The following is a 13689-nucleotide window of genomic DNA, read 5'->3' on the forward strand; positions in this document are numbered from 1 at the left end:
AAGCAGAATGAGGTGACAGAAGTTTGTTAGAATTTATTGGTTTGGTTGGTATATTGTTTACGATATATAATTACGCAATTATTGCGTATATACTATTGTCGTGGTTTCCTAATGCACGAGGTAGCGCGGTTGGTCAAATTCTAGGGAAAGTTGTTGAGCCGTATCTTTCTATTTTCCGTAGATTTATACCGCCGATCGGAGGAATGCTTGATATTTCGCCAATCGTAGCATTTATCGCATTACGCTTCATTCATTCTGGAGTTGAATTTATACTTAAAGCAATTGCTGGAATAAATTAAAGGTGAGTGCATATGAAGGACGGATTTTATAGTCATTTTCATCCTGAAGAGAAGCCATTTGTTGATCGCGTACAAGAATGGATAGAACGGTCCGCTGAGCTCCATGAGCTTAGACGGACCGATTTTTTGGACCCGAGACAACAATTTATTGTGACGACGATTGCTAATCGGATCGGATCAGTTAATGTGAAATTCGATGGTGGCTATGAGGCGGCCGAACGCAAACGTGCGATTATCGTCCCAGACTATCGTGATGTTGAATATGAAGATGCAGATTTGAAGGTGCTCCAAGTAACTAGTCAAAGCGACAAGTTCCATGAATTAGATCATGGCGATTTCCTCGGGGCATTAATCGGACTTGGAATTAAGCGAGATCGAGTTGGCGATATACATCAGCATGATGATTTTTGTCATATCGTTGTCACTTCAGAAATGGCTCAATTTCTTGATATTGGATTTAGACAAGTACATCGTCTGAACGTGTTAACTGATATTATCTTGATTGAGCAGCTACAGCCTGTCGTGGCTAAGTTCGAGGAATTGAGCTTTACTGTTGCTTCTTTAAGATTAGATGGTATTTCTAGTGATGCATACCGTGTAAGTCGAGCTAAAATTGTTGATCCAATTAAGGCAGGTCGTTGTCGCGTAAATTGGAAAGCAGAAGAAGATCCTTCCAAGCAATTGAAAGAAGGAGACGTTGTTTCCATTAAAGGTTTGGGGCGGTTCAAGGTGACAGAAATCGACGGGGTTACGAAAAAAGGAAGAATCCGTGTAAAGATCAGTAAATATATTTAGTGATTTTGCAGGATATTGCTTATCGTTGTCGAATATGGATTGATATCGTAGTAAGACAATTTTTGGTGTGATTAGAAATGACCATAGGATAATGCTTTCGAAGAGACTTTTTGCAATGTAGAAGTTAATCAAGAGGCAACAAAAAGTTGTAGGATAATGCTTCCGAAGAGACTTTTTGTATTGTGGAAGTCAATCAAGAAGCAACAAAAAGTTTTGGGAGGTGCTCCAATGCCGTTGACACCATTGGACATACATAATAAAGAGTTTTCACGTAGACTTCGTGGCTATGACGAGGATGAAGTAAATGAATTCTTGGATTTAGTTATTAAAGATTATGAAGCACTTATCCGTGAAAATAAAGAAATGCAAAATCAAATGCTATCATTACAAGAGCGTTTGAATCATTTCTCTAATATTGAGGATACGTTAAGCAAGGCAATTATTGTCGCGCAAGAAGCTGCAGATGAAGTTCGAAGTAATGCCAAGAAAGAAGCGCAATTGATTGTGAAGGAAGCAGAGAAAAATGCGGACCGAATCGTTAATGAGTCGTTGAACAAATCCCGTAAAGTTTCACTTGAAGTAGATGAACTGAAAAAACAAGCATCAGTCTATCGAGCGAGATTCCGTACTCTTGTCGAAGCACAATTAGAATTGTTGGCGGAAGATTCATGGGATACGTTGAGAACGGAACGTGCAGAAGTAGTAGTTAACGAATAAACGTAACTAGAAATGATCATACTTAAATAAGTCAGTACATATTTTAATTGACTTTGTACTACGAATCAGCTATAAATATTGTTATAATCATTGATATTTGCAATTCGATGACGAGAACACGTTCATGTATGTACTGCCTCAGAGAGCCGATGCTTGGTGAAATTCGGTGCAAGGACATAGATGAAATATCATCTCCGAGAAGCTATCCTGAACCTTATCTGTAGGATAAGAAATAAGGAAAGACGGTTTTTCCTCCGATATAAGGAATACGAATTAAGCATTCGTACCAAAGTGTCGTTCTGATCTTATATGCTAACGCATATCGATTCAGTGCGGAACAAGGGTGGTAACGCGACTAACCTCGTCCCTTTCCATAGGGAGCGAGGTTTTTTTGTTTTTTGAGAATGAGAGGAGCTGTTCAACTATGCAACGCGTAGACGTTAAAGAACGTGCACGTACTCGTGAGTTACGTGTATTAGCACAATGGCAAGAACAAGACACATTTAAAAAATCAATCGAAAATCGTGAAGGTAAACCGAACTTCGTATTTTATGAAGGTCCTCCAACAGCGAATGGTAAGCCGCATATTGGTCATGTGCTTGGTCGTGTAATCAAAGATTTTATTTGTCGTTATCGTACGATGTCAGGTTACCGCGTTATTCGTAAAGCAGGCTGGGATACACATGGACTCCCTGTAGAACTTGGCGTTGAAAAACAACTTGGTATTTCTGGGAAACAAGAGATTGAAGAATACGGTGTAGAGAAATTTATTACGAAATGTAAAGATAGCGTATTTGAATATGAGAAGCAGTGGCGCGAATTAACCGAAGCAATTGGTTATTGGACAGATATGGAAAATCCATACATTACACTAGATAATAAATATATCGAAAGTGTATGGCATATCCTTTCCAAAATTCATGAGAAGGGGCTATTGTATCGCGGACATCGTGTAAGTCCTTATTGCCCATGTTGCCAAACGACATTAAGCTCTCATGAAGTTGCACAAGGGTATGAAGATGTGAAGGACTTAAGCGCTACTGCTAAGTTCAAATTGACAGATGGTGACGAGTATATGCTTGCTTGGACAACAACACCTTGGACATTACCAGCAAACGCGGCATTAGCAGTTAATGCTGAGCTAGAGTATGTTCGTGTTGCCAAAGATGGCGAAGTATATATCGTTGCTGCCAATCTTGTTGAGTCTGTTATGAAAGAAAACTTTGAAGTGCTTAGTACAATAAAGGGTAGTGAGTTGGTAGGACGCAGCTATGAGCCTCCATTCAACTATGTATCAATCGAAAAAGGTCATGTTGTTATTCCAGGCGACTTTGTAAGTGATACTAGTGGTACAGGTATCGTTCATATCGCACCTGCTCATGGTGAGGATGATTATCGTGTTGCTCGTGCTAATGGCATCAGTATGTTAGCTGTTGTGAACAATGCTGGGTGCTATATCGACGAGATTACTGATCTGGCTGGTCGCTTCGTTAAGGACTGCGATGTAGACATCGTGAAAATGCTAAGTGAAAAAGGGCTATTGTTCCATAAAGAACGTTATGAACATAGCTATCCATTCTGCTGGCGTTGTAAGTCACCGCTATTGTATTATGCAACAGAAAGCTGGTTTATCGAAACAACTGCGGTGAAGGATCAACTAATCGCCAACAATGCGGGAGTAGAGTGGTATCCAGGTCATATCCGTGAGGGACGCTTCGGTAAATTCCTTGAGGATCTAGTAGATTGGAATATTAGCCGTAATCGTTATTGGGGTACACCGCTTAACGTATGGATCTGCGAAGAGACTGGCAAGCAATATGCGCCAAGCAGCATCGCTGATCTACGTGAACGTGCGGTAGACTTTGTTGCAGAAGATATCGAGCTGCACAAGCCATATGTAGATGATATTTTACTGAAAAGCCCATTTGCTGAAGGTGCGGTCATGAGACGTACTTCAGAAGTTATCGATGTATGGTTCGATAGTGGTTCTATGCCATTTGCGCAACAGCATTATCCATTTGGTGATCATGCTACATTCGAGGATCAATATCCTGCTGATATCATTTGTGAAGGAATCGATCAAACTCGTGGCTGGTTCTATAGTCTACTTGCGGTTTCTACGCTGTTCAATGGTAAAGCGCCATATAAAGCAGTGCTTTCTACAGGTCATATTCTTGATGAGAACGGACAAAAAATGTCCAAATCCAAAGGGAATGTTATTGATCCGTGGGAAATTATCGAAGAGTTCGGTACTGATGCATTCCGTTGGGCTTTGCTTGCGGATAGCGCACCTTGGAACAGTAAACGCTTCTCGAAAAGTATTGTAGCTGACGCGAAATCTAAAGTTATTGATACCATCGTGAATACACATGCATTTTACGCGCTATATGCTTCAATAGATGGATTTAATTATGAAGAGCATGCAAACGTAGCCTCTACTAATAAATTAGATCGTTGGGTTATTTCTCGTCTTAATACACTAATTCAAACGGTGGCAAAAGGTCTTGAAGTGAACGACTTCTTGAACCCAGCGAAATCTATCGAAGTATTTGTTGATGAATTAAGTAACTGGTATATCCGTCGCTCGCGTGATCGTTTCTGGGGCAGTGGACTTTCTGAAGATAAAGTAGCAGCATATCAAACATTATGTCATGTACTGCTGACGCTGTCTCAATTGATCGCGCCATATACGCCATTGCTTGCTGATGATGTATGGGGCAATCTTGGTGGCGGAGAAAGTGTCCATCTGGGAGATTATCCGGTTGCAGATGAAAATCTAATTGATGCTGAACTTGAGCGCGACATGGAAAGCTCGAAAGTGATTGTTGAGCTTGCACGTAATGTACGTAACGAGACAGCGATCAAAACTCGTCAACCACTTTCAGAGCTAATCGTGTCTTTAGATCGTGAATTTGAAGTTGCATCCTATGAAGACATTATAAAAGACGAGATTAACGTTAAAACAATTGTTGTGCAAAATTCTGACAGTGGTTTTGTAGATTTCAGCTTGAAGTTGAATCTTAAAGTAGCTGGTCGTAAGTTTGGTAAGCAGGTTTCTCCGATTCAAAATGCGTTGAAGGATATGTCTGCTGAAGAAACGCGTGCCATCGTTAATAATGGTAACTATACATTCACGACCGATGATGGTGAGGCATTAGAAGTTACACTTGATGAGTTGCTTGTTGAGAAGAAAGCAAAATCAGGCTTCGCTTCAGCATCTGGTAATGGCGTGACTGTAGCGCTTAATACCGATATTACGGAAGAGTTAGAACAAGAGGGTTGGGTTCGTGAAGTGATTCGCGCAGTGCAGGATACTCGTAAGAAATTAGATCTGCCAATTGAAAAACGAATCGATCTTGTATTGCATGTTGATCATGAATTGCAATCGGCTTTACAGAAATTTGATCAGCTACTGCAAGAAAACCTGCTTGTTCAGTCGGTTTCATTTGCTGAAAAAGATGGTATGGAGACAATCCAACTTGGCGATAAATCGATAAGCATTTTCATTAACAAATAAGGTTATATTAATAAAGCCCGCTTGCCTAGTTGGCAAGCGGGCTTTATTGTAAGGTAGTTCAAAAAGTGGACTTTGATAACGATGTGATGCTATGCGGTTTATTCGACATCGAATATGAAGTGAACTTGGAAAGTACGGTTCGCATGTACCAATAACGTACACTTGCGCTTCCGTCTTTCTCAAGTAGCGCTCCATCTTCTCGATTCTGTAAGCCCGCTTTTTGAACTTTCATTGTAATAGGTAGCTCAAAACAAAATGAACGATATGGTAAGGAGGAGTAACGATGACGAAACCGGATGATGATGACGAGCTCTCCAAGTTAAAGCAATCTCTTGACGCAATTGAGGAACGCTTAGTCAAAGTTACGAATGACCTTGAGCGCACTCAAATAGCGGATTACGTAACGCTTATGAATCGCCCACTGAAATTAATGTGGCGCAATTTTATTGGTGGCATCGCTAGAGGTGTAGGCTCAGCCGTAGGATTGGCTTTCTTTGCTACTTTTATTGTTTGGTTGTTGCAAGCGTTAGGTGCACTTAATTTACCAATTATCGGTGATTATATCGCTGATATTGTAAGAATTGTCCAGAAGCAAATAGAATAAATGAAAAAATTATAATAATTCCAAATCTTCATCGCCTTCATGAGCTTTCATATACTCTTGATAAGCGGCATTACGCACGATATGAACATGTGACCCAGTTATATCTGTAGCTATAAAACTTTCTAATGGTTCTACATAACCGTGAAGCTCTTCATTGATTTCAGCTGCGAATTCAGTATCAAGCATCTCTGAGTTCTGAGCCAGATTACTATTTCCATAGTCCCACAAAGCTTGACTCATGTCTTCACCATCGAATCCGGTGTAGTCTGCGTCGTCATAGTTGAGCTGGGTGAATGATAGTGGTTCGTATTCGTATTGAGGTGCAACAACTTGATTGACATTAGCATGATTCTGACAGTAAAGTGTTTCGGGTATAGCTTCTAATCTTTCGATATCTATCGCAGTTTGACAGGTCACACAACTTCCGTAATTTCTTGTTTCAATTCGATTCAAGGCATCATCGATTTGTGTAAGTTGACGTAATTGTCCTTGAGCAATAGCAAGATCACGTTCTTGTTCGTATAATTCAGTTGCTTGATCTGCTGGATGGTTGTCGTACATCGATAATTCAGCATCTACATTGCTCTGACTACTTATTGGAGATGTTTCAGCGTAAGTTTGTTGCTGTTGTATAATACTGTTTTTATCTTCGAGAAGAATAGAACGGAAATGCTGAAGTTGTTGCGAAGTAAAGGTTAATTTCACGTATTGCACCACCATTTCGTTTTATGGAATGGTTATATTGTTTGCTAATTGCGTGCATTTCAGTACGAGCAATCTTTGGGATAAGAGATCATTAACGCCATCTTGAAGAAGAAATGTAAAACTAGATTGTAAAAGTTGGATGTGCTACACTTATTTTGGACAGTTTATGAAAAGTTTTAGCTTATGCTTTCGAAGCGACTTTTCATTTGCAAGAAGTCTAATTCAAAAAGTTAATGAAAAGTTTTAGGAGTGGGAGAATGCGATTTTATTATTATGTTATTGCGGTAGTCGTATTAATTTTGGATTTTATTACCAAAAAATGGATAGTTAATAATATGAAGATTGGCGATCAATTTAGTGTTATTGGAGACTTTTTTCTCATAACATCACATCGTAACCGTGGTGCAGCATTCGGAATATTGCAAGATCAACGTCTATTTTTCATTATTATTACCATTATTATTGTTGCGGCAATTATTTGGTATGCTCACTCTGTTCGCAAAACAGGAACTGTGTTTATATTGTCAGGTTTAGGACTTGTCCTAGGTGGAGCAATCGGTAACTTTATCGATCGGGCACGCTTTGGTGAAGTTGTTGACTTCTTCAAATTTAATTTCGGAAGCTATACATTCCCGATATTCAATATTGCAGATTCTGCAATTGTAGTAGGTGTAATTCTTATTATGCTAGATACACTTCTAAGCATGAAAGAAGAGAAGAAAGGCAAGGTAGTTACAGACAATGAGTAATATTACAGGACAACAAGAGAATTACGAGTTTATCGCTAATGAAGAGGCGCAAGGAACACGTATTGATAAATTTATTACGGATGCGATTGGGAATGCAGCAATTTCACGTACTCAAGTACAAGAATGGATAAAAACTGCCCATGTCCAAGTGAACGGTACGATCATCAAAAGTAATTATAAAGTACAAGAAAATGATACGATTACTATACAAGTGCCAGAAACAGAAGTGTTAGAAATTATTGCTGAAAACATTCCGTTAGACGTAATTTATGAAGACAGTGATGTTATTGTCATTAATAAACCGCGAGGAATGGTTGTACATCCTGCACCAGGTCATCCGAAGGGGACGTTAGTTAATGCGCTAATGTATCATTGTAAAGATCTATCGGGAATTAATGGGGTAATGCGTCCTGGTATTGTTCATCGTATTGACCGTGATACGACAGGATTATTGATGGTTGCCAAAAATGATTTGGCGCATGTATCACTTGCAGAACAATTGAAAGAACATTCTGTAACAAGACGCTATACTGCACTTGTCCACGGAAATATGCCACATGATTCAGGATCAATTGACGCTCCCATAGGACGAGATACCAATGATCGTAAATTATACGTTGTAACGGATGTCAATGCGAAGGAAGCGATGACTCACTTCTCAGTTATTGAGCGTATTGGCGGCGACTATACGATTGTTGAGTTACAGCTTGAGACTGGCCGTACGCATCAAATTCGTGTGCATATGAAATATATTGGCTATCCATTAGCTGGTGATCCAGTATATGGACGTAATAAAACGATTCCGTTAAAGGGACAAGCATTACATGCTGGTATTTTAGGCTTCACGCATCCTCGAACGGGCGAGCGTTTGCAGTTTGAAGTACCATTACCTGAAGACTTTAATGAAGTATTAAAAAACTTGCGATCTCGATAGATCGCAAGTTTCGAGGGCTGTAGACAAACTGGAAGAAATTCTAGTTTGTCTACAGTTTTTTTATTAGTATACCTTGAAGAGATTGTTTATAAAATTCATATATAAATGTACTTTCACCATGGACAGCTACTCGATGCTTTAAAATTAAATACTACAATATGTACAAACAATTGATTACATTCTACATGATGTTTTCGGCTTATTTACGCTATCCTTATATATAACGAAATGATATGTAAAGGGTCGGTGAACGAAGATGACAACAATGAATCAGCATTTTCTTGAACTACAAGGTAGCTATTTATTTTCAGAGATAGCAAAACGTAGAACGAATTATATGGAACAACATCCACAAGCGGATGTCATTAGTCTTGGTATTGGTGATGTTACGAGAGGATTGCCGCAAGCGGTTATTAAAGCGATGCACGCTGCTGTTGATGATATGGTTAATGTAGCAACGTTCAAAGGATATGGTCCAGAGCAAGGGTATTCCTTCTTAATTAATGAAATTATTGCGAATGATTACAAGGCTCGCGGAGTTGAATTGAATAGTGATGAAGTGTTTTTGAGTGATGGATCAAAATGTGATGTTGGTAATATTCAAGAGATATTTAGTAGGGATAGCATTGTAGCGGTGCAAGATCCTGTCTATCCTGTATATGTAGATACAAATGTAATGGCGGGTCGCGCTGGAGCATTTATTACCGATATCGGTCGTTATGAAAAAATAGTTTACCTTGATTGTGCGGCTGATAATGATTTTAAGCCAAGCCTTCCTACAGAAAAGGTCGATTTGATCTACTTATGCTATCCTAATAATCCTACAGGTATGACATTAACGAAGGAAGAGCTTAAAGTATGGGTGGATTATGCGATTGAGAATGGTTGTATTATATTATTCGATTCTGCTTATGAAGCTTTTATTACAGAAGATAATGTTCCTCACAGTATTTATGAGATCGAAGGAGCCAAACAAGTTGCGATTGAATTCCGTAGCTTCTCCAAAACGGCTGGATTTACTGGTATCCGTTGTGCATACACGGTTGTACCGCAACAATTACAAGGTCACGATGTATTTGGTAATGCAGTTAGTGTGAACGAACTATGGAATAGACGTCACACTACGAAATTCAATGGTGTATCCTACGTAACGCAAAAAGGTGCAGAAGCGATATACTCCCCAGAAGGCAAAGTGCAAATAAGAGAACTAGTGAATTATTATATGTCGAATGCGGCAATGATTCGTGATGGTCTTCGTGAAGCTGGATTCTCCGTATTTGGCGGAGTTAATGCTCCTTACATTTGGTTGAAAACACCGGAAGGTTACAATTCATGGAGTTTCTTCGATTACTTATTGAGTGAAGCGAATATTGTGGGAACACCGGGAGTTGGATTTGGTCAATGTGGCGAAGGGTATTTCCGCTTAACTGCTTTTGGTAGTCGTGAGAACACGGAACGTGCCATCGAACGTATTAAACAGCTTCGTTGATCATGGTAGCACTTATGCAGTTTAAACTGCATAAAGGGAATATTACGCTCAATTTATGGTTGGAAGCATGATCAGACGGTTAGCATCTTTTTCTTGAACGATACTCACTTTCATAGAATAACCGTCTTCAACCATGTACCATGAGTTTTATAATAAATCCGAGGGCAACGGCGATTGGAACAGTGATTTGTTCTCGTAGCGATCTCTGATTCAAATCAACTTAATCTTCTTTAGAAATTTCACTGTATGTTTTGAAGTTATCAAGTATCGCTTGAAACCCTGCTTTTTGCATTTCCGGGGGATTGGTCGTTTCTGCTTCAAAAGTTTCAATGACTTTAGTGTCGTTTTCTTGGCTAATAAAAGTAATCGTAACTTTTCTTCCATCTCCAATAGTATAAGAAATAAGCTCGTTTATTTTCACTTCATCATAAACACCACCAAAATCAAATCCAAAGCTACCATCTTTAGCTTCCATTCTTGTAAGGAAACTTCCGCCCACCCTTAAATCATTTTCGGCATGGGGTGCATGCCAGTCATCGGAAGCGTAGCTCCATTTTGTTATATGTTGTGGCTCCGTCCAATAAGTCCACACTTTTTCAATCGGTGAATGAACGATAGTTTCTACCGTTATGGTTACATTTTTATCAGTTTCCACGTTAATTACCCCACCTTATTATATAAAATTAGGTCTATGGATATTATATCATTTAACAAATGAAATATAAAACTTGATGTACTGATTGTCTTGACAAAACATGTCGAACGTGGGATAATTTTTTTAATACAGATGTACCTTTAATTCAGCCCCGTGAGGCTGGCAAGGTAACGTGAAGTTAGACCAATAAGTGAATTGTGTCCAAGATAGGCTCCATGTGTATGGCAGCACTATTTGGTACAGACAACTTAACGGACGATACTGCTTTCACAACTCCTTGCGGACTGACGCAAGGAGTTTTTTTATTCCTTTGCGACAATCCGGTATAGATGATGGACATATTAATGAAAAGTGGAGGTGAGATGCTCTTGTCAGAAGGAGAACGTCTTGTAATTATGGATGAAACTGCAATCAGACGTGCATTAATTAGAATTGCGCATGAGATTGTGGAGAAGAATAAAGGAATCGAAGATTGCATTATTGTAGGCATTCGGACTAGAGGTGTGTATCTTGCCAATCGAGTAGCAGCGAGAATTTCGGAAATTGAAGGCACAACAGTTCCAGTGCGAGAGCTTGATATTACGAAGTATCGTGATGATCGAAGTGAAACAGTAGATATAATGGTAGAGCTTTCCAATATGCCTGGTGATACTGAGCTGGATTCAACACTCGTTAAGAACAAAAAAGTCATTTTGTTTGATGATGTTCTTTATACAGGTCGAACGATCAGAGCTGCTATGGATGCCATTATGGACTTCGGTAGACCACAAAATGTACAGCTTGCTGTGCTAGTAGATCGTGGTCATCGTGAGCTGCCTATTCGACCAGATTTCATTGGTAAAAATGTTCCCACATCTAAACAAGAAGAGATACAAGTTCAATTTACTGAAATTGATAGTATTGATCAAGTTACGATTATTCGCTAGGGAGGGCATTTTATGACGATTACGCAAACTCAAACACGAAGTTTACTCGGTTTGAAGGATCTTAGTCAAAATGAGATTCAATCTATTCTTGACAGAGCTGCCTTCTGGGAACAACATGCAAATAAGACACACAACTTACTTAACGGAAAATTTGTTGCAAACATGTTCTTTGAGAACAGTACGCGTACGAGAACTTCATTCGAGGTTGCCGAGAAACGACTAGGTGCGGAAGTTATTAACTTTAGTGCAGCGGCTTCAAGTGTCGAAAAAGGTGAATCCATTTACGATACAGTTAGAACGTTAGAGTCAATGGGGATCGATGTGGGTATTATTCGCTTGAAACCAATCGGCTTGCTAGCAGAAATGGCACCCAAAATTAAAGTGCCACTAATTAACGCTGGTGATGGTAACAACGAACATCCAACTCAAGCTTTGCTTGATCTATATACGATGCAAAAGCATTTCGGTTCATTAAAGGGCTTGAATGTAGCGATTATCGGAGATGTTTTGCATAGTCGAGTGGCAAGAAGTAATTTGTATGCACTTCGCCAATTTGGAGCAAATGTTATGTTCTGTGCTCCTAACGATATGCAAGCAAAAGATCTTGATGTGCAATATGTAAGTATGGAAGAAGCTATAAAAGCAGATGTAGTGATGATGCTAAGAGTTCAACTTGAACGTCATTCATCTGGAATATTGAAATCAGCGGATGCTTATCGTCAAAGCTATGGTTTAACCGTTGAGCGAGCACGTCAAATGGCAAGTCATGCGATTATTATGCACCCTGCACCAGTTAACAGAGACGTGGAGATTGACAGTGAACTAGTAGAAGCTGCAAATTCGAAAATATTCTCGCAAATGTCAAATGGAGTTCCGATTCGAATGGCAGTTATCGAGCGCGCACTTGTATAGACTAAAAGTATTAGAATAAGCTTCCGATGTACTTTTCGTTTACGAGAAGATATATCGGGGAGATAACGAAAAGTTGTAGGAGGATGAAAATGTCTTTATGGATTTTGAACGGTAATGTTTGGAATGAGTCGAGTGCTGCTTTGGAAAGCAAACATATTCAAGTAGTCGATGGTAAAATTGCAGCGATTGTCGATGCAACGGAAACGGTTAATACTGATGGTGCAGAAGTTATCGATGCACAAGGTAAATTAGTATCCCCAGGCTTTATCGATATGCATGTACATTTACGTGATCCAGGCTTCACACATAAAGAAGATATTATTACAGGTTCTCGTTCAGCTGCAAAGGGCGGCTTTACAACGATCGCTTGTATGCCTAATACAAGACCAGTTACTGATACTGCTGAAACGGTGAGATACATTATCGACAAGTCAGAAGAAGCACAATTAGTTAAAGTGCTACCTTATGCTGCTATTACAAAAAATGAGCTTGGTCGTGAGCTTACTGACTTTGCTTCATTAAAAGAAGCTGGAGCTATCGGTTTTACAGATGATGGTGTAGGCGTTCAAAATGCGCAAATGATGAAAGACGCAATGGCACTTGCAAAATCTCTTGATATGCCAGTTATCGCCCACTGTGAAGATGATTCATTGGTAGTAGGTGCTTGGGCATCTGAAGGTGAGTTTTCACGTAAGCATGGACTTAAAGGCATTCCTAATGAATCTGAAGCGATCCATGTAGGTAGAGATGTATTACTTGCAGAAGCTACTGGCGTACATTATCATGTTTGTCATGTAAGTACGGAACAATCTGTACGACTCATTCGCCTTGCGAAGCAAGTTGGTATTAAAGTGACTGCTGAAGTTTGTCCCCATCACTTAATTTTATCTGATGAGAACATTCCTGGGCTTGATGATGCAAATTGGAAAATGAATCCTCCACTTCGTACACCACGAGATGTAGCAGCTGTTCTTGAAGGATTAGAGGATGGTACTATAGATATTATCGTAACGGATCATGCGCCTCATAGCGCAGAGGAAAAAGCAAAAGGTGTTGACCTTGCACCATTTGGAATTGTTGGGCTGGAAACAGCATTCCCATTACTTTATACACATTTTGTAGAAACAGGTCGCTGGACGTTAGGCTTCCTCTTGAAACGATTGACGCAAGATCCTGCTAGAGTGTTCCGCCTTGAAGAAGGTAGCCTTGAAATTGGTAAGCCTGCTGATATTACAATTGTTGATATCGAAAATGAACAAGTGGTTGACCCTAGTACATTCCTATCTAAGAGTAACAACACACCATTTGGTGGTTGGAAACTTAAAGGATGGCCTGTAGCAACAATTGTTAATGGTAATATTGTTTGGACTGAATAGAAAGTACAACT

The 13689-nt window shown here is 39.5% G+C and carries 14 protein-coding genes and 1 other annotated feature; of the genes, 11 read left to right on the forward strand and 3 right to left on the reverse strand.

Annotated features, from left to right (window positions below):
- The first annotated feature begins 23 nt into the window (after positions 1-23).
- The 4 genes from AC1TPB_RS06145 to ileS all read left to right on the forward strand — a co-directional run bounded on the left by AC1TPB_RS06145 (position 24) and on the right by ileS (position 5328).
- The gene (locus tag AC1TPB_RS06145) at positions 24-299 is read left to right on the forward strand and encodes a YggT family protein (protein ID WP_482075694.1); all 276 of its coding nucleotides are present in this window, start codon (positions 24-26) and stop codon (positions 297-299) included.
- Positions 300-311: 12 nt separating this feature from the next.
- Complete coding sequence (locus AC1TPB_RS06150; RefSeq protein ID WP_482075695.1) at positions 312-1094, forward strand: YlmH family RNA-binding protein; 783 nt, start codon at positions 312-314, stop codon at positions 1092-1094.
- A 228-nt stretch (positions 1095-1322) separates the two neighbouring features.
- Positions 1323-1811, forward strand: a complete 489-nt coding sequence (locus tag AC1TPB_RS06155) for a DivIVA domain-containing protein (protein ID WP_482075696.1) — start codon at positions 1323-1325, stop codon at positions 1809-1811.
- A 98-nt stretch (positions 1812-1909) separates the two neighbouring features.
- Positions 1910-2183: a binding site (T-box leader), on the forward strand.
- A gap of 52 nt (positions 2184-2235) precedes the next feature.
- The gene (ileS, locus tag AC1TPB_RS06160; protein ID WP_482075697.1) at positions 2236-5328 is read left to right on the forward strand and encodes an isoleucine--tRNA ligase; all 3093 of its coding nucleotides are present in this window, start codon (positions 2236-2238) and stop codon (positions 5326-5328) included.
- A gap of 58 nt (positions 5329-5386) precedes the next feature.
- Here the strand turns inward: ileS and AC1TPB_RS06165 are convergent, their stop codons facing one another.
- Positions 5387-5560: a hypothetical protein gene (locus AC1TPB_RS06165; RefSeq protein WP_482075698.1), complete on the reverse strand. Its 174-nt coding sequence runs from the start codon at positions 5558-5560 to the stop codon at positions 5387-5389.
- Between the two features lie 51 nt (positions 5561-5611).
- Between AC1TPB_RS06165 and AC1TPB_RS06170 the strand changes: the two genes are divergently transcribed.
- A complete protein-coding gene (locus AC1TPB_RS06170) occupies positions 5612-5932 on the forward strand; it encodes a DUF5665 domain-containing protein (RefSeq protein ID WP_482061245.1) in 321 nt (106 codons plus the stop codon).
- 9 nt (positions 5933-5941) lie between these two features.
- Here the strand turns inward: AC1TPB_RS06170 and AC1TPB_RS06175 are convergent, their stop codons facing one another.
- Positions 5942-6637, reverse strand: a complete 696-nt coding sequence (locus AC1TPB_RS06175) for a TraR/DksA C4-type zinc finger protein (protein ID WP_482075699.1) — start codon at positions 6635-6637, stop codon at positions 5942-5944.
- Between the two features lie 257 nt (positions 6638-6894).
- On the opposite strand from AC1TPB_RS06175, the gene lspA reads away from it, so the two are divergent.
- The 3 genes from lspA to AC1TPB_RS06190 all read left to right on the forward strand — a co-directional run bounded on the left by lspA (position 6895) and on the right by AC1TPB_RS06190 (position 9809).
- Positions 6895-7386, forward strand: coding sequence for a signal peptidase II (gene lspA / locus AC1TPB_RS06180; protein ID WP_482075700.1), 492 nt, complete (start codon positions 6895-6897; stop codon positions 7384-7386).
- Complete coding sequence (locus tag AC1TPB_RS06185; protein ID WP_482075701.1) at positions 7379-8320, forward strand: RluA family pseudouridine synthase; 942 nt, start codon at positions 7379-7381, stop codon at positions 8318-8320. Before lspA ends, AC1TPB_RS06185 begins: the two co-directional genes overlap by 8 nt.
- A gap of 256 nt (positions 8321-8576) precedes the next feature.
- On the forward strand, positions 8577-9809 hold the full coding sequence (locus tag AC1TPB_RS06190; RefSeq protein ID WP_482075702.1) for an LL-diaminopimelate aminotransferase: 1233 nt from the start codon (positions 8577-8579) through the stop codon (positions 9807-9809).
- Between the two features lie 220 nt (positions 9810-10029).
- On the opposite strand, the gene AC1TPB_RS06195 is transcribed toward AC1TPB_RS06190, so the two are convergent.
- Positions 10030-10464, reverse strand: coding sequence for an SRPBCC family protein (locus tag AC1TPB_RS06195; protein WP_482075703.1), 435 nt, complete (start codon positions 10462-10464; stop codon positions 10030-10032).
- A gap of 329 nt (positions 10465-10793) precedes the next feature.
- Here AC1TPB_RS06195 and pyrR point away from each other — a divergent pair, with 329 nt between their 5' ends.
- The 3 genes from pyrR (at position 10794) to AC1TPB_RS06210 (ending at position 13678) form a co-directional block, all read left to right on the forward strand.
- Entirely contained in the window at positions 10794-11390 is a 597-nt protein-coding gene (gene pyrR, locus AC1TPB_RS06200; RefSeq protein WP_482075704.1) for a bifunctional pyr operon transcriptional regulator/uracil phosphoribosyltransferase PyrR, read from the forward strand.
- A gap of 12 nt (positions 11391-11402) precedes the next feature.
- Positions 11403-12302 carry an aspartate carbamoyltransferase catalytic subunit gene (locus AC1TPB_RS06205; protein ID WP_482061239.1) on the forward strand — a complete coding sequence of 300 codons (900 nt, stop codon included), beginning with the start codon at positions 11403-11405 and terminating at the stop codon, positions 12300-12302.
- An 89-nt stretch (positions 12303-12391) separates the two neighbouring features.
- Entirely contained in the window at positions 12392-13678 is a 1287-nt protein-coding gene (locus tag AC1TPB_RS06210; protein ID WP_482075705.1) for a dihydroorotase, read from the forward strand.
- The last annotated feature ends 11 nt before the right edge of the window (positions 13679-13689 follow it).

Source organism: Paenibacillus sp. Y951 (genome assembly GCF_056786395.1).

Excerpts from the sequence above, each read along its gene's own strand:
- AC1TPB_RS06150 (WP_482075695.1), top strand. The coding sequence starts at position 312 with ATGAAGGACGGATTTTATAGTCATTTTCATCCTGAAGAGAAGCCATTT.
- AC1TPB_RS06155 (WP_482075696.1), top strand. The coding sequence starts at position 1,323 with ATGCCGTTGACACCATTGGACATACATAATAAAGAGTTTTCACGTAGA.
- ileS (WP_482075697.1), top strand. The coding sequence starts at position 2,236 with ATGCAACGCGTAGACGTTAAAGAACGTGCACGTACTCGTGAGTTACGT.
- AC1TPB_RS06165 (WP_482075698.1), bottom strand. The coding sequence starts at position 5,560 with ATGAAAGTTCAAAAAGCGGGCTTACAGAATCGAGAAGATGGAGCGCTA.
- AC1TPB_RS06170 (WP_482061245.1), top strand. The coding sequence starts at position 5,612 with ATGACGAAACCGGATGATGATGACGAGCTCTCCAAGTTAAAGCAATCT.
- lspA (WP_482075700.1), top strand. The coding sequence starts at position 6,895 with ATGCGATTTTATTATTATGTTATTGCGGTAGTCGTATTAATTTTGGAT.
- AC1TPB_RS06185 (WP_482075701.1), top strand. The coding sequence starts at position 7,379 with ATGAGTAATATTACAGGACAACAAGAGAATTACGAGTTTATCGCTAAT.
- AC1TPB_RS06190 (WP_482075702.1), top strand. The coding sequence starts at position 8,577 with ATGACAACAATGAATCAGCATTTTCTTGAACTACAAGGTAGCTATTTA.
- pyrR (WP_482075704.1), top strand. The coding sequence starts at position 10,794 with ATGATGGACATATTAATGAAAAGTGGAGGTGAGATGCTCTTGTCAGAA.
- AC1TPB_RS06205 (WP_482061239.1), top strand. The coding sequence starts at position 11,403 with ATGACGATTACGCAAACTCAAACACGAAGTTTACTCGGTTTGAAGGAT.
- AC1TPB_RS06210 (WP_482075705.1), top strand. The coding sequence starts at position 12,392 with ATGTCTTTATGGATTTTGAACGGTAATGTTTGGAATGAGTCGAGTGCT.